At 49.6% G+C, this 24,793-nt stretch carries 23 protein-coding genes and 2 tRNA genes; 17 read left to right on the top strand and 8 right to left on the bottom strand.

Annotated elements, in window-relative coordinates:
* Window positions 1–48: 48 nt before the first annotated feature.
* Window positions 49–124: transfer RNA gene (locus EC843_RS05360), tRNA-Asn, on the bottom strand.
* Between the two features lie 455 nt (window positions 125–579).
* Between EC843_RS05360 and EC843_RS05355 the strand changes: the two genes are divergently transcribed.
* The 7 genes from EC843_RS05355 (at window position 580) to EC843_RS05325 (ending at window position 9,114) form a co-directional block, all read left to right on the top strand.
* Window positions 580–1,701, top strand: a complete 1,122-nt coding sequence (locus EC843_RS05355) for a branched-chain amino acid ABC transporter substrate-binding protein (RefSeq protein ID WP_064545415.1) — start codon at window positions 580–582, stop codon at window positions 1,699–1,701.
* A 163-nt stretch (window positions 1,702–1,864) separates the two neighbouring features.
* Window positions 1,865–2,779, top strand: coding sequence for a branched-chain amino acid ABC transporter permease LivH (locus EC843_RS05350; protein WP_064545417.1), 915 nt, complete (start codon window positions 1,865–1,867; stop codon window positions 2,777–2,779).
* 10 nt (window positions 2,780–2,789) lie between these two features.
* Window positions 2,790–4,082, top strand: a complete 1,293-nt coding sequence (gene livM, locus EC843_RS05345) for a high-affinity branched-chain amino acid ABC transporter permease LivM (RefSeq protein ID WP_121815374.1) — start codon at window positions 2,790–2,792, stop codon at window positions 4,080–4,082.
* A complete protein-coding gene (locus EC843_RS05340; protein ID WP_064545421.1) occupies window positions 4,079–4,954 on the top strand; it encodes an ATP-binding cassette domain-containing protein in 876 nt (291 codons plus the stop codon). The genes livM and EC843_RS05340 overlap by 4 nt, the downstream gene beginning before the upstream one ends.
* Complete coding sequence (locus tag EC843_RS05335) at window positions 4,951–5,682, top strand: ABC transporter ATP-binding protein (protein ID WP_121815376.1); 732 nt, start codon at window positions 4,951–4,953, stop codon at window positions 5,680–5,682. The genes EC843_RS05340 and EC843_RS05335 overlap by 4 nt, the downstream gene beginning before the upstream one ends.
* Before the next feature lie 205 nt (window positions 5,683–5,887).
* A complete protein-coding gene (locus EC843_RS05330) occupies window positions 5,888–7,321 on the top strand; it encodes an EmmdR/YeeO family multidrug/toxin efflux MATE transporter (protein ID WP_064545425.1) in 1,434 nt (477 codons plus the stop codon).
* Window positions 7,322–7,599: 278 nt separating this feature from the next.
* Window positions 7,600–9,114, top strand: coding sequence for an AbgT family transporter (locus EC843_RS05325; protein ID WP_133521825.1), 1,515 nt, complete (start codon window positions 7,600–7,602; stop codon window positions 9,112–9,114).
* 50 nt (window positions 9,115–9,164) lie between these two features.
* Here the strand turns inward: EC843_RS05325 and EC843_RS05320 are convergent, their stop codons facing one another.
* A complete protein-coding gene (locus EC843_RS05320) occupies window positions 9,165–10,079 on the bottom strand; it encodes a LysR family transcriptional regulator (RefSeq protein WP_064545429.1) in 915 nt (304 codons plus the stop codon).
* Window positions 10,080–10,189: 110 nt separating this feature from the next.
* Between EC843_RS05320 and EC843_RS05315 the strand changes: the two genes are divergently transcribed.
* The 3 genes from EC843_RS05315 to EC843_RS05305 are packed head-to-tail and all read left to right on the top strand — an operon-like array spanning window position 10,190 to window position 12,183.
* Window positions 10,190–11,197 carry a zinc-binding alcohol dehydrogenase family protein gene (locus EC843_RS05315; protein ID WP_064545431.1) on the top strand — a complete coding sequence of 336 codons (1,008 nt, stop codon included), beginning with the start codon at window positions 10,190–10,192 and terminating at the stop codon, window positions 11,195–11,197.
* A 27-nt stretch (window positions 11,198–11,224) separates the two neighbouring features.
* A complete protein-coding gene (gene nfsB / locus EC843_RS05310; protein ID WP_064545432.1) occupies window positions 11,225–11,878 on the top strand; it encodes an oxygen-insensitive NAD(P)H nitroreductase in 654 nt (217 codons plus the stop codon).
* 2 nt (window positions 11,879–11,880) lie between these two features.
* On the top strand, window positions 11,881–12,183 hold the full coding sequence (locus EC843_RS05305) for a putative quinol monooxygenase (protein WP_121813850.1): 303 nt from the start codon (window positions 11,881–11,883) through the stop codon (window positions 12,181–12,183).
* A 21-nt stretch (window positions 12,184–12,204) separates the two neighbouring features.
* Here the strand turns inward: EC843_RS05305 and EC843_RS05300 are convergent, their stop codons facing one another.
* The 6 genes from EC843_RS05300 to ompC all read right to left on the bottom strand — a co-directional run bounded on the left by EC843_RS05300 (window position 12,205) and on the right by ompC (window position 18,307).
* A complete protein-coding gene (locus EC843_RS05300; RefSeq protein WP_133521824.1) occupies window positions 12,205–12,897 on the bottom strand; it encodes an ABC transporter ATP-binding protein in 693 nt (230 codons plus the stop codon).
* Between the two features lie 11 nt (window positions 12,898–12,908).
* Window positions 12,909–14,597 carry an iron ABC transporter permease gene (locus EC843_RS05295; protein WP_133521823.1) on the bottom strand — a complete coding sequence of 563 codons (1,689 nt, stop codon included), beginning with the start codon at window positions 14,595–14,597 and terminating at the stop codon, window positions 12,909–12,911.
* On the bottom strand, window positions 14,581–15,624 hold the full coding sequence (locus EC843_RS05290; protein ID WP_064545440.1) for an extracellular solute-binding protein: 1,044 nt from the start codon (window positions 15,622–15,624) through the stop codon (window positions 14,581–14,583). The genes EC843_RS05295 and EC843_RS05290 overlap by 17 nt, the downstream gene beginning before the upstream one ends.
* Before the next feature lie 266 nt (window positions 15,625–15,890).
* Window positions 15,891–15,966, bottom strand: a tRNA-Asn gene (locus tag EC843_RS05285).
* Between the two features lie 100 nt (window positions 15,967–16,066).
* Entirely contained in the window at window positions 16,067–16,864 is a 798-nt protein-coding gene (gene mtfA / locus EC843_RS05280) for a DgsA anti-repressor MtfA (protein WP_121813848.1), read from the bottom strand.
* 309 nt (window positions 16,865–17,173) lie between these two features.
* Window positions 17,174–18,307, bottom strand: coding sequence for a porin OmpC (ompC, locus tag EC843_RS05275; RefSeq protein ID WP_121813847.1), 1,134 nt, complete (start codon window positions 18,305–18,307; stop codon window positions 17,174–17,176).
* A gap of 579 nt (window positions 18,308–18,886) precedes the next feature.
* Here ompC and drpB point away from each other — a divergent pair.
* The 7 genes from drpB to EC843_RS05240 all read left to right on the top strand — a co-directional run bounded on the left by drpB (window position 18,887) and on the right by EC843_RS05240 (window position 24,786).
* Window positions 18,887–19,123 (top strand): cell division protein DrpB, encoded by a 237-nt coding sequence (gene drpB, locus EC843_RS05270; protein WP_064545583.1) that lies wholly within the window; start codon window positions 18,887–18,889, stop codon window positions 19,121–19,123.
* Window positions 19,124–19,226: 103 nt separating this feature from the next.
* On the top strand, window positions 19,227–19,931 hold the full coding sequence (locus EC843_RS05265) for a phosphohydrolase (RefSeq protein WP_064545446.1): 705 nt from the start codon (window positions 19,227–19,229) through the stop codon (window positions 19,929–19,931).
* Between the two features lie 110 nt (window positions 19,932–20,041).
* Window positions 20,042–21,457, top strand: coding sequence for a DNA cytosine methyltransferase (locus EC843_RS05260; protein ID WP_133521822.1), 1,416 nt, complete (start codon window positions 20,042–20,044; stop codon window positions 21,455–21,457).
* Window positions 21,458–21,839: 382 nt separating this feature from the next.
* Entirely contained in the window at window positions 21,840–22,328 is a 489-nt protein-coding gene (gene tssB, locus EC843_RS05255) for a type VI secretion system contractile sheath small subunit (RefSeq protein WP_121813844.1), read from the top strand.
* A complete protein-coding gene (gene tssC / locus EC843_RS05250) occupies window positions 22,325–23,803 on the top strand; it encodes a type VI secretion system contractile sheath large subunit (RefSeq protein ID WP_121813843.1) in 1,479 nt (492 codons plus the stop codon). The genes tssB and tssC overlap by 4 nt, the downstream gene beginning before the upstream one ends.
* 25 nt (window positions 23,804–23,828) lie before the next feature.
* Window positions 23,829–24,323: a type VI secretion system tube protein Hcp gene (locus tag EC843_RS05245; protein WP_064545455.1), complete on the top strand. Its 495-nt coding sequence runs from the start codon at window positions 23,829–23,831 to the stop codon at window positions 24,321–24,323.
* Between the two features lie 46 nt (window positions 24,324–24,369).
* Entirely contained in the window at window positions 24,370–24,786 is a 417-nt protein-coding gene (locus tag EC843_RS05240; protein ID WP_121813842.1) for a hypothetical protein, read from the top strand.
* The last annotated feature ends 7 nt before the right edge of the window (window positions 24,787–24,793 follow it).

Raw genomic sequence — 24,793 nt, 5'->3', positions numbered from 1 at the left:
TAAAAACATAAAAGCCCGCTTAAGTTTCCTTAAGCGGGCTTTCGAATTTGGCTCCTCTGACTGGACTCGAACCAGTGACATACGGATTAACAGTCCGCCGTTCTACCGACTGAACTACAGAGGAATCGGTTAACGGGGCGCATATTAACGATTAGCTCGTGGCATGTCAAAGGGTTCGCGCAAAACTTTTTTGTTTGCTCTTTTTATAGTCAACTTGTTGAGTTTTAACACGAATTGTCCTGGTCTGGGTTGAACTAACAGCATCCCTTCATTATGTAAGTTCTTTATTGGTGCAAAGCCGCTTCGTTCATCACTTATTTGCTTTATTGTTAAGCAGATGTGATCCCCGCTGTAATTTCATCGCGTTGTGCCGAGCGCCTTACCAGCGCACTCTATACTGACATATGTCGAAACATTGACATTTGGTTAACAATTCTGGCAACCATTTTGCTTAATGTTCAAGGCCGTGATTAATCACAGGGAAAAGCAGTTTGTATTTTGTTCGCGTTTTTGCTTTTGAAAATGGCTCTTACACCGTTTTGCATAAACCTCTTTGCTGATTTGCTAAGGAACATACAAATGTCGCTGAAATTTATCAGAAGTCCTCTTTCTCTTGTGTTGGCTGGTTGTCTGGTGACGGCGTTTTCCGCCCACGCCGATATTGTGATTGGTGTTGCTGGGCCATTTACCGGGCCGAACGCGACTTATGGTGATCAGTACTGGCATGGCGCGACGCAAGCCGCGGAAGATATTAACGCCGCCGGTGGCATCAACGGCGAAAAAATCAAGCTGGTGCAGGGTGATGATGCTTGTGAACCAAAACAGGCAGTGTCAGTTGCTAACCGTCTGGTGGATCAGGATAAAGTGAATGCTGTGGTCGGGCATTTTTGTTCTTCATCTACCGTACCGGCCTCAGAGGTGTATAACGACGCCGGTATTCTGACTATCACCCCTGGGTCGACTAACCCAATTATCACTGAACGAAACATGAATGATCTGTTCCGCATGTGTGGGCGTGATGACCAGCAAGGGCAGGTCGCCAGCGATTTTATTATCGACAAGCTTAAAGCCAAGCGTGTGGTGATCATTCATGACAAAGATACCTACGGGCAGGGGCTGGCGGATGCCACCAAAGCAGCGCTGGCGAAACGCGGCGTCAACGATGTGATGTACGAAGGGTTGTCGCGCGGCGAAAAAGACTTTAATGCGCTGGTGACCAAAATCAGTGCACAAAAACCTGACGTGGTGTTCTTCGGCGGTTGCCATCCGGAAGCGGGGCCACTGGTACGCCAGATGCGTGAGCAGGGCGTGCAGGCCAAATTCTTCTCCGGCGACTGTATCGTCAACGAAGAGATGGTTACCGCGGCAGGCGGACCGCAATACACCAACGGCATCTATATGACCTTCGGCAAAGATCCGCGTTTAATTGCTGACGGCAAAGCGGTTATCGATAAATTCCGCGCTAACAAATTTGAGCCAGAAGGCTACACCCTCTATTCCTACGCCTCTGTGCAGGCTATCGCTGCGGCATTTAAAGCCACTGGTGGCACCGACTCGGCTAAAGCCAGCGCCTGGCTGAAAGCTAATCCGGTGGATACTGTGATGGGCAAAAAAGCCTGGGATAGCAAAGGCGACCTGAAGGTGTCGGACTATGTCGTTTATGAATGGGACGACAAAGGCAAATACAAAGAAGTCCAATAAGGTTCGCTGGACAACAATACGCTATTGGGGTTTGTCGGGGGGATAAGCGGTAGCGTCATCCACCATTTACGCCTGTGATTGCAGGTGAAAGTGTCGGGTGACGCTTCGCTTACCCGACCTACAAAAGAAGTTTGTCCGCCGCCCTAAAAGAGATTGCCTATCTATGGACGCATTCTTCCTGCAACAGTTGATTAATGGCTTAACGCTAGGTTCCGTCTACGGGTTGATAGCCATTGGCTACACCATGGTTTACGGCATTATCGGCATGATTAACTTCGCGCACGGCGAAGTGTATATGATCTCCGCTTATCTGTGCGCCATCGGCCTGGCGCTACTGTCGTTCTTCGGCCTGCAATCATTCCCGTTACTGATCCTCGGCACGTTGGTATTTACCATTGTGGTGACGGGTGTGTATGGCTGGACCATTGAGCGCATCGCCTATAAACCGCTGCGCAACTCGACGCGTTTAGCGCCGCTGATCTCCGCCATTGGCATGTCGTTGATTCTGCAAAACTATGCACAAATCAGCCAGGGGCCGCGCCAGCAGGGCATTCCCACCATGCTTGATGGCGTGCTCCGTTTGCATATTGGCGATGGTTTTGTGCAAATCACTTATACCAAAGTGTTCATCCTGATTGCTTCGTTTGCTGGCATGTTGCTGCTTACCTGGATAATTGGTAATACCAGGCTGGGACGCATGTGCCGTGCGGTTCAGCAAGACCGCAAAATGGCTTCGATTCTGGGGATTAATACCGACCGCATTATCTCGCTGGTGTTTGTGATTGGTGCGGCGATGGCGGGGCTAGCGGGTGTGTTGATCACCATGAACTACGGTACTTTTGATTTCTACGCCGGTTTTATTATTGGCATCAAAGCGTTCACGGCGGCAGTGCTGGGCGGGATTGGCTCGTTGCCTGGCGCGATGCTTGGTGGGTTAATTCTTGGTATTGCCGAGGCGCAGTTCTCGGGCATGGTGAATTCCGATTACAAAGATGTGTTCTCGTTTGGATTGCTGGTGGTGATCCTCATTTTCCGTCCTCAGGGGCTGCTTGGCCGACCTTTCGTTGCCAAAGTGTGAGGGAGAAAAAATGACAACAGAAACGGTTATGCATGAAGGTTTTTCCCTCAAACGCTGCGTGCTGGACGCGATTTTCGCCGGTCTTGTCGCATTGATTGTTTTTGGCCCGATAGTAGGTGTGGTGCTGGATGGCTACAGCTTTAATTTCGAAGGGCAGCGGCTGGTGGTCATTATCGCAGTGGTGATGGTCGGGCGTTTTTTATTGAGCGCTTTTTTGACCACACACGCCGGGATACGTTTTTTGAGCCGCTTTGAAACGGATAACTCGGGTGTGTATGTGCGCCCACCGGAATACAAAAGCCGCCTGCGCTGGATTATTCCGCTGGTGATTGCACTGGCAGTTTGTTTCCCGTTTGTGGCGACCAAATATGTACTGACAGTAGCGATCCTCGGGCTGATTTACGTGCTGCTTGGCCTTGGGCTGAATATTGTGGTGGGCCTCGCGGGGTTGTTGGACCTGGGTTACGTCGCCTTTTACGCCATTGGCGCGTATGGCCTGGCGCTGGGGTATCAATACCTCGGGCTGGGTTTTTGGTCGATGTTACCGCTTTCGGCGCTGATGGCGGCGGCGGCAGGTGCGCTTCTTGGTTTCCCTGTATTGCGTATGCACGGTGATTACCTGGCAATTGTGACGCTGGGATTCGGGGAAATTATCCGTCTGGTGCTCAACAACTGGCTGACGTTTACCGGCGGCCCGAACGGGATCTCCGCACCGCCGCCGACGCTGTTTGGCCTTGAGTTTGGACGGCGCGCCAAAGAAGAAGGCGGAGTGCCGTTCCATGAGTTTTTCCATCTTACCTATAACCCCAACCTGAAGTTTATTTTTATCTACACCATCCTGGTGCTGGTGGTTTTGCTGGTGCTGTACATCAAACACCGCCTGACACGCATGCCAATTGGCCGCGCCTGGGAAGCGTTGCGTGAAGATGAAATTGCCTGCCGATCGATGGGGCTGAATCATGTGCTGGTTAAGCTATCTGCTTTTACGCTGGGTGCTTCCACCGCGGGTATTGCCGGGGTCTTCTTCGCCACTTATCAGGGCTTTGTTAACCCGACATCGTTCACCTTCTTTGAGTCGGCGTTAATTCTCGCCATTGTGGTTTTGGGTGGCATGGGGTCGACGATTGGCGTGGTGCTGGCAGCGTTTGTGCTGACCGTGACACCCGAACTACTGCGTAGTTTTGCTGAATATCGCGTGCTGCTGTTTGGCATGTTAATGGTGGTGATGATGATTTGGCGGCCACGTGGCCTGATTCGCATCAATCGTAGCGGCTTTGTGGTGCGCAAAGGAGTGGCGCCATGAGTGAAATGATTCTTAGCGTCGAACATTTGATGATGCACTTCGGCGGTATTAAAGCGCTTAACGACGTGAATCTTGAGGTGCGCCGTGGGTCGATTACCGCACTGATTGGCCCCAATGGCGCGGGAAAAACCACGGTATTTAACTGCCTGACCGGTTTTTATAAAGCCTCCGGCGGCAATATCTTGTTTAACACGCGTGATAAAACCACCAACGTGATTCAAATCCTCGGGCAGAAATTCCAGCCTGGCGACTGGGTTAATCCGGCGCAACTGGGTTCGCGTCTGTTCTACAAAATGTTCGGCGGCACACACCTGGTAAACCGCGCCGGGCTTGCGCGAACCTTTCAAAATATCCGCTTGTTCCGGGAAATGTCGGTGGTGGAAAACCTGCTGGTGGCGCAGCACATGCAGGTGAACCGTAATTTGCTGGCCGGTGTGCTGAATACGCCTGCGTATCGACGCGCCGAAAGCCGGGCTTTGGACCGCGCGTTTTACTGGCTGGAAGTGGTAGAACTGGTGGATTGCGCCAACCGCCTGGCGGGTGAGATGTCTTACGGGCAACAGCGGCGTCTCGAGATTGCCCGTGCGATGTGTACCGCGCCGGAAATGATCTGCCTCGATGAACCGGCGGCGGGTTTGAACCCGGTTGAAACCCGCACGCTGAGTAAGATAATCCGCTTCCTGCGCGACCACCACAGCATCACCGTACTGCTGATTGAACATGATATGGGCATGGTGATGGAGATTTCCGACCACATCATTGTGCTCGACCACGGGGATGTGATTGCGCAGGGTAAACCTGAACAAATCCAACACGATGACAAAGTGATTGCCGCCTATTTGGGCACCGACGAAGACGAGGTCAGTGTATGAGTGAGGCGATGCTGGAATTTCGCAATGTGGACGTTTTTTACGGCGCGATTCAGGCGCTAAAACAGGTTTCTTTGCAGGTCAACGAAGGGGAAACCGTGGCGTTGATTGGCGCGAACGGGGCCGGGAAATCGACGTTGTTGATGTCGATTTTCGGCCAGCCCCGTATTCGCGCCGGGCAAATTCTGTTTCGTGGCGACGACATCAGCCATAAATCGACGCACTTTGTGGCGTCTGGCGGTATTGCGCAAGCCCCAGAAGGGCGGCGGATTTTCCCAGATATGACGGTCGAAGAAAACCTGCTGATGGGCACCATTCCCATCGGTAATCAGTATGCCGCGCAGGATTTGCAGACCATGTTTGATCTGTTCCCGCGTTTAAAAGAGCGCCGCAAACAGCGAGCGATGACCATGTCAGGTGGCGAGCAGCAAATGCTGGCGATTGCCCGCGCGCTGATGAGCCGCCCGAAATTGTTACTGCTGGATGAACCAAGCCTGGGTCTGGCACCGATTGTGGTGAAGCAAATCTTCCACACGCTGCGTGAACTGGCGCGCAACGGCATGACGATTTTTCTGGTGGAGCAGAACGCCCACCACGCGCTGAAACTTTCTGACCGCGGTTATGTGATGGCCAACGGGCAGATCAGGTTGAGCGGCAGCGGCGAGGAGTTGTTGGGGAACGAGGAAGTGCGGAAGGCGTATTTGGGCGGCGATTATCCCCGTCATACTTGAAGCTGCCTCGGCGTTGGCTGCACTCACTCACCCCAGTCACTTACTCATGTAAGCTCCTGGGGATTCCTGAGTTTGCCGTCTTGATGCAACTCCAATTATTTAGGGGATAGGATGATGAACCTGTTTTATACAAAAAACTCTTTGCAGGATAACGATTTGTAAATCATTATTTGAAATGTGGTTTCACTTCCCCCCAAGGTCAATCTTGAACTTACAAGCAGCACTTCACCAGCGTGTGGCTAAAACACGCTGGTATGCCAAACGAAAAAGTTATCGTGTCCTGTTCTGGCGCGAAATAACTCCCCTTGCAGTGCCTATCTTCCTGGAAAACACCTGCGTTTTATTGATGGGCGTGTTGAGTACCTTCCTGGTGAGCTGGCTGGGGAAAGAGGCGATGGCAGGCGTCGGTCTGGCCGACAGCTTCAATATGGTGATTATTGCGTTCTTTGCCGCGGTGGATCTCGGTACTACGGTGGTGGTGGCGTTCAGCCTCGGTAAACGTGACCCGAAACGGGCGCGTGATGCCGCACGGCAGTCGCTGATCCTGATGACGATTATTGCCATCGGGCTGGCCGCCGGTATTCACCTTGCGGGTGAATATGTGGTGAATATTATTGCTGGCGCGGCAACGCCTGAAGTGAAAGCGCTGGCGTTGTCTTATCTACAAACGACAGTCTGGAGTTACCCGGCGGCGGCGATTGCGCTTATCAGTAGCGGCGCATTGCGTGGGGCAGGGAACACCAAAATCCCGCTGCTGATTAATGGCGGGATGAACATCCTCAACATTATCATCAGTAGCATCCTGATTTATGGCGCGCTGGGCTGGAACGGGCTGGGCTTTTTTGGCGCCGGACTTGGGCTGACTATTTCACGCTATATCGGTGCGCTGGGCTTTATTTATGTTCTGGTGGTGGGTTTTGCCCCTTCGTTGCGTATCTCGCTGAAAAGCTATTTCCGCCCGCTGAAAGTCGGCATTTTGTGGGAAGTGCTGGGGATTGGTATTCCCGCCAGTATCGAATCGGTGTTGTTTAACGCCGGTAAATTGCTGACGCAAATGTTTGTTGCCGGAATGGGCACCAACGTGATTGCTGGTAACTTCATCGCCTTTTCCATTGCGGCGTTGATTAACTTACCGGGGAACGCGCTGGGTTCGGCATCCACCATTATTGTCGGCAAGCGTCTTGGGAAAGGGCAAATTGGCCAGGCGGAACGGCAACTGCGCCACGTATTCTGGCTGTCTACGCTTGGCCTGACGATTATTGCCTGGGGAACCGCGCCGTTTGCCGGCTTGATGGCGTCGTTTTACACCAGTGAAGATGACGTCAAAGAAGTGGTTAAAATCCTGATTTGGTTGAACGCCGCATTTATGCCGATTTGGGCGGCTTCGTGGGTTCTACCTGCTGGTTTGAAAGGGGCGCGTGATGCGCGTTTCGCCATGTGGGTTTCCATGGCAAGTATGTGGGGCTGTCGCGTGGTGGCGGGCTACACATTAGGCATTGTGCTGGGAATGGGCGTGGTCGGTGTCTGGATGGGGATGTTCTTCGACTGGACAGTGCGCGGCGTATTGTTCTACTGGCGCATGGTCAGCGGTCGCTGGCTTAAAAAATACCCTCGTCCTAAAAAAGAACCGCTCCCGTAAACCGTTCATCTGGACGGTTCTTCCCTGGTCGGATTCGCAGTAGCGGTATCCGACTTTTATTCTGCATGATTAATTATCCACCAGCTCAATATCTCGTCATTCATCCAAAACATGATATCTATCACCTGTTAACGTCTCGTTTTGACTATTAACGTAAAGTTAGTAGCTGTTAATTATTCTAAAATGTTATTAATTGCACCAAACAATAACTTCTATGAATGAAACAGTGAGCAGAGGTAGGAATGAGTACAACGACAAGGAACACGGAAGGTCGTCTAATGACAGGATTTCTCAACGCTGTTGAGAAAGCAGGGAATAAATTACCCGAACCCGCTTTGATCTTTTTCTATTTTTTATTGGTCGTTATGGCAATGTCGGCGGTGCTTTCCACCATTGATTTCGATGTCATAAATCCTGTTACAAATGAAGCCGTTAAGATTAATAACCTGCTTTCAGCTGAGGCCTTAACGGTCACCATTTCTTCGATGGTCACCACATTTACCAGTTTTGCACCGTTGGGGATCGTGCTGGTGGCGATGCTCGGTGTCGGCGTGGCAGAAAGCTCAGGCTTTATTAATACCGGCCTGAAGAAAATGCTGCGTGTGACGCCGAAGAAACTGTTAACCCCGATGATTATTTTCGTCGCCATGTTCAGCCACGTGGCGGCTGATGCGGGTTACGTGCTGGTGATTCCATTGGGCGCAATTATCTTTATGTCTGCCGGGCGCCACCCGTTAGCCGGTATTGCAGCGGCATTTGCCGGGGTATCGGGCGGCTTTGCGGCCAACATGGTGCCAACCGGTAACGATGCGTTACTGCAAGGCTTCACCCAAACGGCGGCGCAGTTGCTGGACAACACTTACACCGTTAACACGCTATGTAACCTGTTCTTCGGCATCGGTTCGACGGTGATGATTACGCTGGTTGGCTGGTGGGTAACCGAACGCATTGTTGAGCCACGCGTGTCAAAACTGAAAATCGACGGTGATTATCAGCATAACGAAGATATGAGCAACTACAGCATACAGGAAAGCCGTGGTTTTAAAGTGGCTGGCCTGGTGATGGTTCTGGGGCTGGCTGGGCTTGCCGCTCTGGCATGGCCTGAAACTTCGTTGCTGCGCGGTAGTGATGGCTCGCTGACCAGTTATGGTGCGCCAATCATGAAATCTATCGTGCCGCTGATTTTCTTGATCTTTATTATCCCTGGTATTGTTTACGGTTTTGTCGCCGGGACATTCAGCAGCGGTAAAGACGTCATCAATGCGATGAATGAATCCATGAGTAAAATGGGTTCGTACATGGTAATGGCCTTCTTCTGCGCCATGTTTATCAAAGCGTTTGGCGATTCCAATATTGGTACCTTGATTGCACTGGCCGGTGCCGATGTGCTGAAAACCATGGCGTTGCCAGGTGAAGCTACCATTATTGGTATGATTTTGCTGACGGCGGTTGTGAACATTCTGATTGGTTCTGCTTCGGCAAAATGGGCGCTGTTGTCGCCAATTATGGTGCCAATGCTGATGGCGGTGGGGATCTCCCCGGAACTGACGCAGGCTGCGTTCCGTATCGGTGACTCAACCACCAACATTATTACGCCGCTGATGGTGTTCTTCCCACTGGTGGTGGTGTATTGCCAACGCTATGTGAAATCCACCGGTGTGGGTACGCTGGTATCGATGATGGTGCCGTACTCGGTGATCTTCTTTATCTGCTGGAGCATCTTCCTGCTGGTGTGGTGGGCAGTTGGCTTGCCGTTGGGCGTTAACGCGCCGTACACGTATCCGATTTCGTAATCGGTTTAAATGTAAAGGGTGGATGACGCAGCGCTTATCCACCCTTCGAGTTACACTTTTCGCGACGAAATCTGTAACTCGTCGCAACGCTGTTTCACCGCTTGATGTAACAAGCGCACTGTGGTTGAAAGCTGTTTACGATGCGGGCAAATCAAATTCAGCGGCACACTATCACCCTGATACTGCGGCAGAATAATCTTCAAACGGCCTGCGTTGACATCTTCGCTAACATCCAGCCATGATTTATAAGCAATCCCTTCCCCCGCCACCGCTAAACGGCGTATCACTTCGGCGTCATCGCTGATCATCGCGCTTTTCACCGCCACATGATGCGCATCGCCGTCCAGGTTTAATGTCCATTTATCATAAACCCGCCCGCGAATCGCATAGGTCAGGGCTTCATGCTGCACCAGTTCGCTGATGGTTTTCGGCTCGCCACAACGTTCAAGATACGACGGAGATGCCACCACCACGCGATGGTTATCCGGTGCCAGTGGCAGCGCCACATATGAGGCATCGTCGTTATTGCCGTAACGAAACGCGACATCCACTGGATCTTTAAATACGTCGGTCAGTTGGTCGGAAAACAGAATTTTCAGATGCAGTGCCGGATGCTCCCGGCGAAATGCCTGAAATACGCCCAGCAGCATATTACGCCCGAGATCGGACGGCACCGCAATTTGCAACACGCCGCGCACTTCATCACTCGCAGGCTGGATTTGTTCAAATCCGGCTTCCAGGGTTTGCAGCGCGGTAATGGCATACGGCAGCCAGGTTTCGCCTTCGGGCGTTAACCGCAGGCTGCGAGTAGAACGGGCAAACAGGCGGATATTCAGCGTTTGTTCAAGGCGTTTAATCGCGGTGCTAACCTGTGCTGGCTGCAAGCCGGCTTCACGCGCGGTGTCGCTAAAACTGTTTAAGGCGGCGGCCCTGACAAACAAAGTGAGGTCTTCCAACCTGAGCATTTTAACTCTCCGAGTATAAGTGTTGTTTTCTAACGGCTGTTTTTCGCCAGCAGCACACCTTGTACCATGAGTTCATTCACACGATGAACCCTTTAATCTCTGGAGCACCCATGAAAGCAATCGCGATAACCCAAGCCGCACAGGATGGCAGCAATCTGGACTTCCTGAACGAGATAACTGTACCGACGCCGGTCGCGTCAGGCCATGATTTGCTGGTCGAGGTGAAAGCGATTTCGGTGAACCCGGTAGATACCAAAGTTCGTGCCGGTTTTAAAGCCGACCAGCCACGGGTATTGGGTTGGGATGCCGTCGGGGTAGTGGTGGCAACGGGCGAAGCGGTTAGCTTGTTTAAGCCTGGCGATGAAGTGTGGTACGCCGGTTCGTTGACGCGCCCTGGCAGCAATAGCGAATTCCAGTTGGTGGATGAGCGCATCGTGGCTCTGAAACCCAAAACGATTGATAACGCCTCTGCTGCTGCATTGCCTTTAACCGCGATCACTGCCTGGGAACTGTTGTTTGACCGCCTGGGTGTGAAAGAAAAGGGCAATGAAAACGATGTGCTGCTGATTGTCGGCGCGGCGGGTGGCGTGGGTTCTATTCTCACTCAGTTAGCGCGCAAGCTGACCAACATTACGGTTATCGGCACCGCCTCACGCCCGCAAAGCCAAAAATGGGTGACAGATTTAGGGGCGCATCATGTTATCGACCACAGCAAGCCGCTGGCGGAAGAGCTGACGCGGATTGGCGTGAAGCAGGTGACTCACGTTGCCAGCCTTAACCAAACCGAACAACACTACAGCCAACTGATTGAAGTGCTGGCACCGCAAGGAAAACTGGCATTGATTGACGACCCGGAAACGCTGGATGCGCGTCCGTTGAAGGTGAAAAGCATTTCTCTGCACTGGGAATTTATGTTCACCCGTTCGATGTTTGAAACCCGCGACATGATTGAGCAACACCGCCTGTTAACTCGTGTGGCCGATTTAATTGACCAGCGCGTGCTGCAAACCACGTTGGGCGAACATTTCGGAACGATTAACGCGGCAAACTTACGTCGTGCCCATGAATTAATTGAAAGCAATCGTGCGGTCGGTAAAATCGTGCTTGAAGGCTTCTAATTACATAAAAATCATAGAGAAAACATCATGGATATCATTCAATCAGCAGCTTCACGTTACTCAACTAAAGCGTTTGATCCGAGCAAAAAAATCACCGCTGAAAACATCGAAAAAGTGAAGGATTTGCTGCGCCTCAGCCCGTCCAGCACCAACTCGCAGCCGTGGCATTTTATTCTGGCCAGCACACCTGAAGCCAAAGCGCGTATTGCCAAAGCAACGTCTGGTTTCTATGTGTTCAACGAGCGCAAAGTACTTGATGCTTCACATGTGGTGGTGTTCTGCGCGAAAACGGCGATTGATGAAACGCATCTTTCTAAACTGTTGGACCAGGAAAATGCCGATGGCCGTTTTGCCAGCCAGCAGGCGATGGAGGGGCAGCACAAAGGGCGTTCCTATTTTGTGAATATGCATCGCTTTGATTATAAAGATGCGCAGCACTGGATGGAAAAGCAGGTTTATCTCAACGTCGGTAACTTCTTGCTGGGTGTTTCCACGCTGAATATCGACGCGGTGCCAATCGAAGGTTTTGACGCGCGCATTCTGGACGAAGAATTTGGCCTGCGTGAAAAAGGTTTCACCAGCCTGGTTATCGTGCCAATCGGTTATCGCAGCGTGGAAGACTTCAACGCCGCGTTGCCAAAATCGCGTCTCGAATTCAGCGAAATTTTAACGGAGTGCTAAACGTGGCTGATAATACGCTGTCGATTATTGCGGTGCTGAAAGCGAAAGCCGGGCAACGCGAGCAATTAAAATCTGCGTTGCAGGCGCTGATTTCACCGACTCGCAAGGAAGAAGGCTGCCTGGATTACGCCTTGTTCCAGCTTGAAGATACGCCAGATGTGTTTTACATGCGTGAATCCTGGAAAGGGCAGGAAGCGCTGGATGCACACATCGCGCTACCGCATTTCCAGGCGTTTGTGCAGCAGATGGATGAGTTGCTGGCTGAGCCTTTGCAGCTAGTGCGTTTGAATGCCGTAGAAGCGTAACTCCCGTGAGGGCGATTAGCGTTAAACGCTTTCGACCCTCACCGTTTTTTCTCCCGCCCGAAACTCACCTTGTTGCACATAACCGATATGGTCAGCCATCAGTTGCGCTTCGTGCTCGCTGTGCGTCACTAACAACGCTGTTTGCCCGGCCTCGCGTAAGATATCGCGTACCTCGCGCCCAAGCCGTTCACGTGTTTGTTTATCCAGACTAGAAAATGGTTCATCCAGCAACAGGATTTCAGGATTCGGCGCCAGCGCACGCGCTAAAGCGATGCGCTGTTGTTGCCCGCCAGAGAGTTCATGCGGATAACGGCTGGCATGGCTATGCAGTTCCACCATTTTGAGCAGTTGAGTCACGCGGACTTGTTGCTCCTCGCGCGGCAGGCGGCGCAGGCCAAAGGCCACGTTTTGTTGGGCAGTCAGATGCGGGAATAACGCGTACTCCTGAAACACCATCCCGACCTTGCGTTTTTCAGGTGGCAGATGAACACCCGCTGCGGCAACACGCTGTTGCGATACATAAATCTCACCACTTTGCAGCCGTTCAAAACCTGCCACTGCGCGCAATACCGTCGTTTTCCCGCAGCCAGATGCCCCCAACAAACATGCCAGCTCGCCTTTGCGTACTGACATCGAAAACCCTTTCAGCACCGGCTGCTGACTGTTGCCGTAAGCCACACGCACATCCTGAAGGCGTAACGCAATTTCTGACATAAATATTTCCTTTAACCTGTGCGAGTCATCTGGTGACGAACCAGCAAAATAACCGGTAGCGTGCCTGCGAGAACAATCATCAACGCAGCGATGGCGCCTTCTTCATAGGTTCCGCGTGCGGCTTCAGCGTAAAGCAGTGTCGCCAGCGTTTCGAAATTCACCGGGCGCAAAAGTAGGGTCGTCGGCAGCTCTTTCATGGCATCGGCGAAGACCAGTAACGCACTGCTGACTAGTGCCGGGCGTAGCAACGGGAGATGAATCCGCGCAAACGTCCCTGCACCATTTTCGCCAAGCAAACGGGAGGCTTGTTCCAGTGAGGGCGGAATGCGGCTCAGGCCGGAATCCAGCGCACCAATGGCAATGGCCTGAAAACGCATGGCGCAGCAGATAACCAGCAAGACCCCGGCAGACATCAGCGGCAAGCCACGCACCTCCAGCAAATCTGCCAGCCAGCGGTCTACGGCCATGGCGGGTGTGAGAAAACCAATCGCCAGAATCGTACCTGGCACCGCATAGCCTAATGACGCAAGGCGCATCACGCCACGGCGAAAACCTGGCAGCGCGTTGTCTGCGGCACTGTGGCGTGCACTCCACGCCACCAGCAAACTGACACAAATCACCACCAGTGTGGTTCCCGCCGCCAGTAACAAGGTATTTTGCAATGCCGAAAGCAACGCCGGTGAGAGTGGGTTTTCTTCGCCAAAACGTTTCATGCTCTCCCAGGCCAGAAATATCACGGGCGCGACAAAGCCCAGAATGACCGGCAGAGCAATAACGCTGGCAAGCAGCCAACCACGCCAGCCGCGTATTGCTGTTGGTTGAATCTCACGCAGGCTACGGCTGCTGAATCCCTGCTTTTTACGGCCATAAAATTCCAGCGTCAGGATGCAGAAAATAAACATCAACATCATGCAGGCGATTTGCGCGGCGGCAGCCAAATCAGACCGTGAAATCCAGGTGGTGTAAACCGTGACGGTTAAGGTTTGTACGCCGAGAAATTCCGACGCCCCAATATCATTGAGCGTTTCCAGAAGCGCCAGGCTGATACCCACTGCCAGCGCCGGGCGAGCCATCGGCAACGCGACACGAAAGAAGGTCCCCGCAGCGCTGCAACCCAGTGTACGTGCCGCTTCCAGCAAATGTGCTGGCTGGCTGATAAACATAGCGCGGGTCGTCAGGTAAACGTAAGGATAGAGCACCAGACCCAGCAGAATAATCGCACCAGGCAATGAGCGTAAGTCGGGAAGCCGGAACTGGCGCGGGCTGTCGAAGCCCAGTAAAAATCGGATGAAGGTTTGCAGCGGGCCGATAGGGTGCAGCAGATCGAGCCAGGCGAAGGCCACGATGTAGGTCGGCATAGCCAACGGAAGTAACAGCGCCCAACTGAGAATTTTACGCCCGGGGAAATCCCAGGCGGTCACCGCCCAGGCGCTGCCAACACCAATCACGCCGACTATCACGGCCACGCCTGCCAGCAGCAAAACGGTATTTTTTAGCACCGAAGGCAGGACAAATGTGACCAGATTATCCCAGTGCGAAAAATCAGCCTGCGTCGCCTGCCAGATAAGCGCAACGACAGGCATTAGCACGCCTAATGCGACACACAACGCAGCAAGATGGAGCGGTGTTAATAATGACTGCGGCCCGGAAACCAGGCCGCGCAACGTCGGAAGACGAAGTGATTTATTGATCGAATCCAACTTTATCTACCAACAGGCTCGCTTGTTTACGGTATTTAACAATTTCAGTTAACGGGACTTTATCGACGTCAATTTCACCGATAGTCGCACTAATTACCGGATCAAGCTGGACGCCTTTCAGTACCGGATATTCAAAGTTGGCTTGGGCGTAAAGCTGCTGGGCGGGTGCGGAGACCAGGTATTCCATCAATTTCACGGCTTCAGCTTTGTTCGGTGCAAAGCGGGCAACCGCAGCACCGCTGATGTTGACGTGGGTGCCGCCTTGTTCGAAGGTTGGTTTCACGACTTTAATCGCATCGCCCCATTTACGCGCATCGCTGCCTTCTTTGGCGTTTTTCATATGGCCAATGTAGTAGGAGTTCGCCAGGCCGATATCGCAAATGCCGCCGAGGATGTCACGGGCAACATCGCGGTCGCCACCGGTGGCTTTACGTGCCAGGTTCGCTTTCACGCCACGCAACCATTCTTCGGTTTTCGCTTCACCGTGGTGAGCAATCATCGCCGCGATCAGCGCGGTGTTATACGGATGTTGTCCGGAACGAATACACACTTTGCCTTTGTATTCCGGGCTGGAAAGTTGTTCGTAATGCCAGTTATCAATCGGCAGGGATTTGTCTGCATAGAGTACGCGTGCGCGCATTGATAGCGCGAACCACTGGTTATCTTCACCACGCAGGTTGGCTGGGATCGCGGTTTTGAGCATCGCAGAATCCACAGGCTGTGTCACACCTGCTTCAACTAAATCAATGAGATTACCTGCATCGACGGTCATCAGCAGGTCGGCAGGTGAATTTTTACCTTCCGCTTTGACGCGCTCAAGCATGCCGTCTTTGATATACACCGTGTTGACTTTCACGCCGCTGGATTGTGTCCAGCTATCCAGCAATGGCTGAATCAGACCCGGTTCGCGGGTGGTGTAGAGAGTCAGTGAGTCTTGTGCAAAAACCGGCAGGCTGACGGAGAAAACCAGTGCGGATGCAAGCGTGATACGGCGCAGTCCAGTGCGAGGCAGAACAAACTCATTCATCGTTGTGTATCCCTGAGTGATTTGAACTAATGGGGTTCAGTGCGCAGAGGCATCCCTGCGGGCTGGCGCAAGATAAATGATAATCACTATTGTTTGCAATCGCGAGCGAGGGTGGAATATCGACATTTACACAACTTTAACTGGAAGGGTTAGATGTGTCACACAGGCAGATGTGGCAGGGCTTACAGGAGAGGGGGGCGATTCTCAAAGTAATAAGTCACAAAAGCAAAAAGCCTGCTTAGTTTCCTAAGCAGGCTTCTTAAATTTGGCTCCTCTGACTGGACTCGAACCAGTGACATACGGATTAACAGTCCGCCGTTCTACCGACTGAACTACAGAGGAATCGTTTGAACGAGGCAAATAGTAACGTCACGTTCAAAAAGAGTCAATAACAAAAATAACACCTTGATTCAGATGATTAAATTAAGCTCAACTTGTTGAATTAATGCACCGTGTTTCCGTGAGATGTCGGGCTGTTTTCACTCTCACGCAAGCGTAACAATGGATTTTGGCAATAAAACTGGCAAAACCGTTGATAAAGTGAGGGGAAACGAGGAGCGAAAAGCTCGGGTGCACTGAAGAAATACTCTGAAAGCACCGCAAAACATTCTGCCGGTTCCGAAGCGGCATAGGCATCAATGCTGGCGGCGTTTTCACCGACCATGTCGATTTCATCCTGAATGTTGCTCATTGCCGCATGGAGGTCATGTTCCCAGCCTGCGACATCGCGCAGGGCAATCAGTGGAATTCCACTGGCACGGTCGCCGTTGCGCATATCCAGTTTATGGGCCACTTCATGGACCACCAGATTAAAACCAGAGGCATCAAAAGAGTCCTGCACATCGAGCCAGTTAAGGACAATAGGGCCTTGCTGCCAACTTTGCCCGGACTGTACGACGCGCTGATGATGCACAAGGCCAATATCATCTTGCCACTCGTCGTCTACAACAAACGGGGCAGGGTAGATAAGCACCTCATGAAAACCATCAAGCCATTCAATGCCCAGCTCCAGAATGGGCAAACAGAACAGTAATGCAATACGCGCACTTTTTAGCTCATCAAGTTCAAAACCTTGCAAAGGTACCAGGCGTTTTTGCTGTAAAAAACGATCCGCAAGACGGGTCAACTTTTCTTGCTCAGCTGGCGTGAGTGTCGCCAGAACAGGAATAGATAAAGCCTGCTCCCACGGCAGTGCTGCGACAGCAGATGAATCACTTGCTTTCCAGGGCCACTTAATCATGTTACTCGCTCGCAAAGTCATCTCTTGAACGGAAAACTACTATACCGTGACTGTAATACCAGACCAGCGATCTGAACAGCGCTGGCGAGAAGACGAGTATGTGTATTCTCTGTGACATTATTCAAACATTTACCCGTTCACCATTCAACGACGAGTGTCACAGCTTGTGCGGTGAGGTAGAAATTATTTCATATATCAATAATTTCAGTAGAAGCGTAGCTAATTGAAATGAGTGCGAGGCGGGGGAATTAAAAGAGCAAGGCCCGCTTGCGCGAGCCTTGAGGTAAAGCAATAACGGGTTAGATCAGATTAGAACTGGTAAACCATGCCTACACCCACAACGTCATCGGTAGAGATGCCTGTTGCAGCGTAGAAATCGTCATCGCCATCCAGCAGGTTGATTTTGTAATCAACGTAGGTGGAGAAGTTTTTGTTGAAGTAGTAGTTCGCGCCAACAGAAACGTATTTAACCAGGTCTTTGTCGTTCCAGTCGCTGTTTGGTGCGTAGTCTTGTGCCAGGTCTTTACCTTTAGATTGCAGGTAAGATATTTCTGGACGCAGACCGAAGTCGAACTGATATTGTGCAGTGACTTCAAAGTTTTGAGTTTTGTTGGCGATAAACCCATCAACATCACCAAACGGCGTCATGTTGCGGGTTTCCGAATACATGGTGGCCAGATAGATATTGTTGGCGTCGTATTTCAGGCCAACAGTCCAGACATCTGCATCTTCACCGCCAGCAGTTGAGCCGGTTTGCTGTTCGTTGGTACGGTCAGATGAGGCGTATGCTGCACCTGCGCTGAAGCCCATGCCGAAATCATATGTGGTGGACAAGCCCCAGCCATCACCATTTTGTGAATTGATGTCATTGTGACCGTTGTTAGTGCCTTCCTGATCAAAGGCTCCGTTAGATCCTTCATTCGCGCCCTGATATTGCAGAGCAAAGTTCAGGCCTTCAACCTGACCGAAGAAATCGGTGTTGCGGTAAGTCGCCATGCCATTGCCACGGCCAGTCATGAAGTTATCGCTATAGGTGTAAGAGTCGCCACCGAACACTGGCAGCATATCGGTCCAGGCTTCAATGTCGTAAACTACGCCGTAGTTACGGCCATAATCGAATGAACCGTAGTCACCAAATTTCAGGCCAGCGAAGCCCAGACGAGTCCATGATTGGCTATCGCCTTCAGTGCTGTCTGCCTGAATGTTATATTCCCACTGACCATAACCTGTCAGTTCGGAAGTAATCTGAGTTTCACCTTTAAAGCCCAGGCGAATATAAGTGTCATCGCCATCCTGACCTGAATCATCAGAGAACACATGACGAGCATCAACTTTGCCGTACAGGTCCAGTTTATTACCGTCTTTATTATAAACTTCCGCAGCGTGCGCAGAACCCATTGCCAATAAAGCAGGGATCACTAATGCCAATGCTGTTCTTTTCATTTATATATTCCTTTAAGTCATAATTATTATGAATGATTACTTATATTTCGTCCTCAACATCCACAGCAATCTTATTACACTTAGTTCAGTTTATTTATAAATAAACATGTAACTGTATTGGTTGAAATTTGACTAAATATTTCAGTGTATTCTTAAGTTATATTATTGAAAAGTAAGTAAATTATTAATTTTTAGGATATTTCCAATGCATTGTGAGTATGTGTTTGCTATTTTTTATATCAAAACACAATGCATTTTTATCGATGAGTCTTTGTGAGTGATAGAATTGGCATTTAGAAAATAAGTTTTTTTATTTTTGTATTTAATTATCACTAAATTTTATATTAAGGGTGTATAAAATAAATAACGTGGGAATGGTTGATAAATACACAAATGTAATTTTATTGTTAAAATTATGAGGGGTGGCCTGATATATTGCCAATTTGAGAATCTTCCGGATTAAATAGAGAGGTTTTAGGCTGTCATAAAACGGCATAAATGTGATAAAAATCACATGCAGCGGATGGGTATCCATCGCATTACACAAACTAAACAGTTGAGAGAGTTATGTCAGACGTTATGGACGCGAAACCCGCCCGCACACCAGGTGGGAAATTGGCATTATGGTTGTTTTATGGATTTTGCCTGTACATGGTTTGGGCAGTTCTGCGTTACTTCTGGGTGGTGAGCAATGTCACCAGCGGGGACATGGGTTCGATGGCTGGAAAACTGCTCGGGGCATTAATGGGGTTGCTGGTTCTGGGAGCGGTAGCCGCATTATTAGGTGGGCTCGCCTGGTACACGCGGGCCAGGTGAATAAATCGTGCCAAAGTGGGTTGTTGTCACGGTGATACTTGCTAATTTTGTGATCTTGTACTCATATTAAGTACCGGATCCCGCTGTGAAGTAAGGAGCACGTATGCCAATAGCCCACTGGCAAGAGCGTTTCGAAGAGTACTTGCACCATAACTGGTTGCAGGACGATAAAGCCCACGATGTGGCCCACTTCAGACGCGTATGGAAAACCGCGCAACAGATCATGGAAACAACCGAAGCCGACTGGCTGGTGGTACTCACCGCCTGTTATTTCCATGACATCGTCAATTTGCCAAAGAACCATCCCGAACGGCATCTCGCTTCTACACAGGCGGCACAAGAAACATTACGTATTCTTGACGCTCATTTTCCCGATTTCCCTCGTACGTTATACGATGCGGTTGCTCATGCGGTGCGTGCTCACAGTTTCAGTGCTCAAATTGCGCCGCAAACTCTTGAAGCGAAAATTGTGCAGGATGCTGATCGCCTGGAATCACTTGGTGCAATTGGCCTGGCGAGAGTGTTTTATATTTCAGGCTCGCTGGGTCGACCACTGTTTGATAGCGAAGATCCGTTAGCGTGTGGGCGTGAGTTGGATGACTCCACATATGCACTTGACCATTTCCAGAAAAAACTGCTGAAGCTCCCTGAATCCATGCAAACTGAGGCAGGGCGTAAACTGGCCTGGCTCAATGCTGATTTTTTGGTTAACTACATGGCCAAGCTGTGTGCAGAACTGAAGGGCGATTATTGCGGTATCGATCGTGGTGTTGTCGAGCAATTCGCCTCCCCCAAACAGTCCTCATAAATTTCGTTCTAAAACTAAAATGATGCCCGCATTGGTTGCGGGCTGTTCTGTTTTTCTCTGGGTCAAATCAGTGATAGAGTTGCACTCTATTTTCCCTAAACTGGTTCATGATGAACGACTTCGACGCCATTGCCGAGCAACTCTCACAACAATCCCAACGCCTGCAACAACAGCAACTAGAAGAAGACTTTGCGCTAGTGAGCCGAATTCTGGAAATCTATGACCAGAAAACAGTGGCCCATCATTTGCGCCAGGTCAGCGGCGACTGGACACGTGAATCACTAAACCGTTGGTATAACCGTAAATCTTCGCCTCGCACGCTGACACCCGCAGAAAGCGCCATGCTGCAAAATATGTTGCCGCAGTTACCTGCACACCACGGGAAATACGCCTTTAAATTCGTCGATTTATTTGCCGGTATTGGCGGCATTCGTAGCGGGTTTGAAGCCATTGGCGGGCAATGCGTTTTTACCAGCGAGTGGAATAAATACGCGGTGCGCACTTATAAAGCCAATTGGTACTGTTGCCCTGAAAATCATCAGTTCAATCAGGATATCCGCGATGTTACTCTCAGCCACCGTGTTGACGTCAGCGATGAACAGGCCACTGCACATATTCAGGCTATCATGCCGGATCACGACGTACTGTTGGCCGGTTTTCCATGCCAGCCCTTTTCCCTGGCAGGCGTGTCGAAGAAAAATGCTTTAGGCCGTGCTCATGGCTTTGCCTGTGAAACTCAGGGCACACTGTTTTTCGATGTCGCACGCATTATTGACGCGAAACGCCCAGCTATCTTTGTGCTGGAAAACGTGAAAAATCTAAAAAGCCACGATAAAGGCAACACCTTCCGCGTCATTATGGAAACACTGGATAGCCTGGGTTATGAAGTCTCTGATGCCGCAATCATGGGGGCGGGCGACCCTAAAATTATCGATGGTAAAAACTTTCTTCCTCAACATCGCGAACGTATTGTGCTGGTCGGTTTCCGTCGTGATCTCAATGTGCATAAAGATTTTACACTGCGCAAACTCAGCGAATGTTATCCACAACGCCGCCCGACGTTTGGTGAATTGCTGGAACCGACGGTGGATGCGAAATATATTCTCACGCCAACACTCTGGAAGTATCTCTATAATTACGCGAAAAAACACCAGGCGAAGGGTAATGGTTTTGGCTACGGTCTGGTTGACCCTAATAACCCAGTGAGCGTGGCACGTACGTTATCCGCGCGTTATTACAAAGACGGGGCAGAAATCCTCGTGGATCGTGGTTGGGATAAATCGCTGGGAGAGGCAGATTTTGATAATGCGGAAAATCAGCAATGTCGCCCACGCCGTTTAACACCGCGTGAATGCGCGCGCTTAATGGGTTTTGAGGCAGTGCAGGGGAGTAAGTTCCGTATTCCAGTATCTGATACTCAGGCCTATCGGCAGTTTGGTAATTCAGTGGTGGTGCCTGCTTTTGCGGCGGTCGCTAAACTGCTTGAGCCAGTCATAAAGCTTGTCGTTACTGGTCAGGATAAATAATCAGCCGTTGTCGGGTGGATTAGCGTCAGCGATACCCACATCTATGTTGAGAAATCTATAAACCCGTATTCTGTTGGTGCGCCAGTACTAAGGCGCACCAACAACTTGAATCAGGAGATATTAATCAATGACATTAATTATTTGTCATGAATGAATGCTGGCTTAATAAATAGTTAAGCTGTTTTTAATTTCTGTTCAAGGATTGCCTGCTTAGTAAATATAAGTGCAGGAGTGTTGATGGTAAGGGGGCATTTGGTGATGTATGAAATGAAGGTGATTTTTATAAACAGTTAATAACTCATTAAGTAGATGTGTTGTGTTTATCTCGCTTAGTATGTGGATTACTAGTTGCTGCACTAATATCAAACGGTAAATTAACCACATGAGTAACACTCAACATAAATTAAGTAAGTCTCGCCCCCCACGCGTGCAAATAACCTATGATGTGGAAGTAGGTGGTGCACAAATCCAAAAAGAATTGCCTTTAGTCATCGGTGTTGTCGGTAGTTTTGCCAGTGACGAAGCACCGTTACGTGAACGCCGCTTCACTCATATCGATAAAGATAATTTTAATGATGTTATGGAAGGGATGAACCCCTCCGTTGACATGTTAATTGAAAGTGCTTTACCTCAAAAAGAAGGTCAACTGGCGGTTTCGCTTAAATTTAATTCTATTGATGATTTTTCTCCTGAAAATATCGCAATGCAGGTAGAGCCGTTACGTAAGCTTTTGGAAATGCGTGAGCAATTGAGTGACTTGCGCAACCGTACTGCCAGTAATGATCGCCTGAAAGAGCAATTGCTTGAATTAATACAGCAGCAAAATACGGCTTCTGGTGCAGTAACTTCTGACGAAGGAGAGGCAGAATGAGTGATATTCAAGTCATCAATGCCGCAGAAGTTGCACAAACAAGCGATTTCCTCGATCAAATTATTGATAATACTCAGGCGATTCGCCGTGAGTCAGATCGTAATAAAGTTAAGGTTCAGATGGACAACTTATTGTCTGAAGTTGCCTCTGGTGCTGTTGTTATTTCCAGCGATTTAGTCGGCAGCATTGAAATGCGTATTGCCGCTATAGATGCACTGCTTTCCGCGCAGGTCAGTAATATTATTCAGGCTCCAGAATTCCAGAAAATGGAGTCTTCCTGGCGTGGTCTACACAAACTGGTACAAAGTAGCGTGACTGAAAACACCAAAGTGCGTGTTTTCAACTGTACTAAAAAAGAGCTGTTACGCGATTTCAAATCAGCTTCAGATTTTGATCAGTCGTCATTATTTAAAAGTATCTACGAAAGCGAATATGGCACCTTCGGTGGTGAACCGTATTCTGCATTTGTCGGTGATTTTGAATTTGAGGCAATGCCAGAAGATATTCTGTTACTGGAGCAGATTTCTCATGTCGCAGCCGCTGCACATGCACCTTTCCTGACGGCCGCTAACCCGGGAATGTTCTCAATGGGCAGTTTCTCCGAGATGCCTCGTCCACGCGATCTCGGCAAATTGTTTGATACCTCAGATTATGCTCGCTGGAAGTCCTTCCGCCAGAGCGATGATTCCCGCTATGTTGGATTGACACTTCCGCGTGTTATCGGTCGTTTGCCTTATGGGGCGAAAACAGTTCCAGTAGAGATGTTTAATTTCGAAGAAAAAGTTATCGAAAATAATGATGGCTCCAGCTATTTGTGGATCAATGCCGCTTATGAGTTAGCCGGTCGTATGGTGGAAGCCTTTGAAGAACATGGCTGGTGCGCAGCAATTCGTGGTGTAGAAGGCGGTGGGCTGGTGAAATCCCTGGCAACACATAGCTTTGTTTCACAAACCGGTGAAAAAGTGATGCAGTGCCCAACAGAAGTGGCTATTTCCGATCGCCGTGAGAAAGAACTCGCCGACCTTGGCTTTATTCCATTAGTTCATTGTAAGGGCACCGATTACGCCGCATTCTTTGCGGTGCAATCAGTCAATAAACCCCGTAAATATGATTCTGAATTGGCTAATGCCAATGCCAAACTTTCAAGTCAGCTGCAATATATTATGACGACATCGCGTTTTGCACATTATATGAAATCTATTGTGCGCGATAAAGTGGGTAGCTTTATGTCCAAATCCGAATGCCAGGATTTCCTGCAAACATGGATTAACCAATATGTTGTCGGTTCCGATAATGTTGGTGCTCATATTAAAGCCAGCCATCCATTGCGTGAGGCAACAGTAGAGGTCGTTGATGTTCCTGGTAGCCCAGGAAGTTACCGCGCGGTGGTTTATCTTAAACCCCATTTTCAGCTGGAAGGACTCAGTATGTCACTGCGTCTGGTAGCAGAACTTCCTGCATCTACAGGTGCATAATCATTAGTTAAAAGGAAATATATCAATGGCAAGTGCTGATAATCTATTCATGCAAATTGACGGTGTTAAAGGTTGTGTGAGTGATAAAAAATATGACGGTTGGATTTCAATCGGTCATGTTAATAATGGTGTTTATAGTACAGCTAAAATTAGCAATGGTTCAGGTCAGTTGAATAGCGATGGCGTTAATTTTGATTCTGTTTCTTTCTCTAAAGAGCTAGATGCAACTTCAACTGATTTGGTTAATATGGTTGCCCAGGGCACCAATATTAAAAAAATCATTGTTGCGATGAACGTTAAAACTGACGACAAAGATAATGAAATGGTTCGCTGGACCTATGAAAACTGCATTCTGACCAGTCATAGTATCGGTGCGCAGAGTGCAGGGGATATTCCACAAGAAACTCTGAGCTTCGTATTTAGCAGCTTTAAATTTGAAACTCAGATGGTCGATCCTGGTGGTAAAACCAAGAAATATGGTCCAGTGGGTTGGAATATCACTGAAAATACCAAGCTGTAATAAATTAAACAGTGTGCAAAGCACACTGTTTTACTGAGATGAAAATATGAACTCTTTACTACAGCGCCTGGCGGATGATAATCCGAATGATCAATATGACGATGCGGAGGGTGAAGACAAAAGCGATGTATTAGTTTCTGAAATACTGCTTCTTTTGTCTTCACGCCCTCTGAATTACCATGTTGAGAACATTCGATTAATTAATGAGTCAATCATTAATTATGGGGTCAGTGATGTGTTCACCAGCGATACCTCACGCCTTGAGAAAATATCTATTATGCAGGCGCGAATTACACTCGCATTACAACGATTTGAACCAAGGCTTAAAAGTATTAATGTTTATCCAGGTGAAACGCAGAAACATATCAACTCCTTTGTTATTGAAGCAGAAGGTTTTTTAGGTAATGTCCGTTATCACCTCATGTGGGACGACGTGTTGAATCAGTTTTTCCTTCGGGATTAAAGAGCAT

The organism is Buttiauxella sp. JUb87 (assembly GCF_004361975.1).
Taxonomy (GTDB): Bacteria; Pseudomonadota; Gammaproteobacteria; order Enterobacterales; family Enterobacteriaceae; genus Buttiauxella; species Buttiauxella ferragutiae.
Note: the sequence above shows the minus strand (reverse complement) of the source record. Positions and strands in the feature narration are given on the sequence as shown.

Excerpts from the sequence above, each read along its gene's own strand:
- EC843_RS05335 (WP_121815376.1), top strand. The coding sequence starts at position 4,951 with ATGAGTGAGGCGATGCTGGAATTTCGCAATGTGGACGTTTTTTACGGC.
- drpB (WP_064545583.1), top strand. The coding sequence starts at position 18,887 with ATGGACGCGAAACCCGCCCGCACACCAGGTGGGAAATTGGCATTATGG.
- EC843_RS05260 (WP_133521822.1), top strand. The coding sequence starts at position 20,042 with ATGAACGACTTCGACGCCATTGCCGAGCAACTCTCACAACAATCCCAA.
- EC843_RS05320 (WP_064545429.1), bottom strand. The coding sequence starts at position 10,079 with ATGCTCAGGTTGGAAGACCTCACTTTGTTTGTCAGGGCCGCCGCCTTA.
- EC843_RS05315 (WP_064545431.1), top strand. The coding sequence starts at position 10,190 with ATGAAAGCAATCGCGATAACCCAAGCCGCACAGGATGGCAGCAATCTG.
- EC843_RS05240 (WP_121813842.1), top strand. The coding sequence starts at position 24,370 with ATGAACTCTTTACTACAGCGCCTGGCGGATGATAATCCGAATGATCAA.
- EC843_RS05300 (WP_133521824.1), bottom strand. The coding sequence starts at position 12,897 with ATGTCAGAAATTGCGTTACGCCTTCAGGATGTGCGTGTGGCTTACGGC.
- EC843_RS05340 (WP_064545421.1), top strand. The coding sequence starts at position 4,079 with ATGAGTGAAATGATTCTTAGCGTCGAACATTTGATGATGCACTTCGGC.
- nfsB (WP_064545432.1), top strand. The coding sequence starts at position 11,225 with ATGGATATCATTCAATCAGCAGCTTCACGTTACTCAACTAAAGCGTTT.
- EC843_RS05265 (WP_064545446.1), top strand. The coding sequence starts at position 19,227 with ATGCCAATAGCCCACTGGCAAGAGCGTTTCGAAGAGTACTTGCACCAT.
- livM (WP_121815374.1), top strand. The coding sequence starts at position 2,790 with ATGACAACAGAAACGGTTATGCATGAAGGTTTTTCCCTCAAACGCTGC.
- EC843_RS05245 (WP_064545455.1), top strand. The coding sequence starts at position 23,829 with ATGGCAAGTGCTGATAATCTATTCATGCAAATTGACGGTGTTAAAGGT.
- tssB (WP_121813844.1), top strand. The coding sequence starts at position 21,840 with ATGAGTAACACTCAACATAAATTAAGTAAGTCTCGCCCCCCACGCGTG.
- mtfA (WP_121813848.1), bottom strand. The coding sequence starts at position 16,864 with ATGATTAAGTGGCCCTGGAAAGCAAGTGATTCATCTGCTGTCGCAGCA.
- EC843_RS05350 (WP_064545417.1), top strand. The coding sequence starts at position 1,865 with ATGGACGCATTCTTCCTGCAACAGTTGATTAATGGCTTAACGCTAGGT.
- ompC (WP_121813847.1), bottom strand. The coding sequence starts at position 18,307 with ATGAAAAGAACAGCATTGGCATTAGTGATCCCTGCTTTATTGGCAATG.
- EC843_RS05325 (WP_133521825.1), top strand. The coding sequence starts at position 7,600 with ATGACAGGATTTCTCAACGCTGTTGAGAAAGCAGGGAATAAATTACCC.
- tssC (WP_121813843.1), top strand. The coding sequence starts at position 22,325 with ATGAGTGATATTCAAGTCATCAATGCCGCAGAAGTTGCACAAACAAGC.
- EC843_RS05290 (WP_064545440.1), bottom strand. The coding sequence starts at position 15,624 with ATGAATGAGTTTGTTCTGCCTCGCACTGGACTGCGCCGTATCACGCTT.
- EC843_RS05355 (WP_064545415.1), top strand. The coding sequence starts at position 580 with ATGTCGCTGAAATTTATCAGAAGTCCTCTTTCTCTTGTGTTGGCTGGT.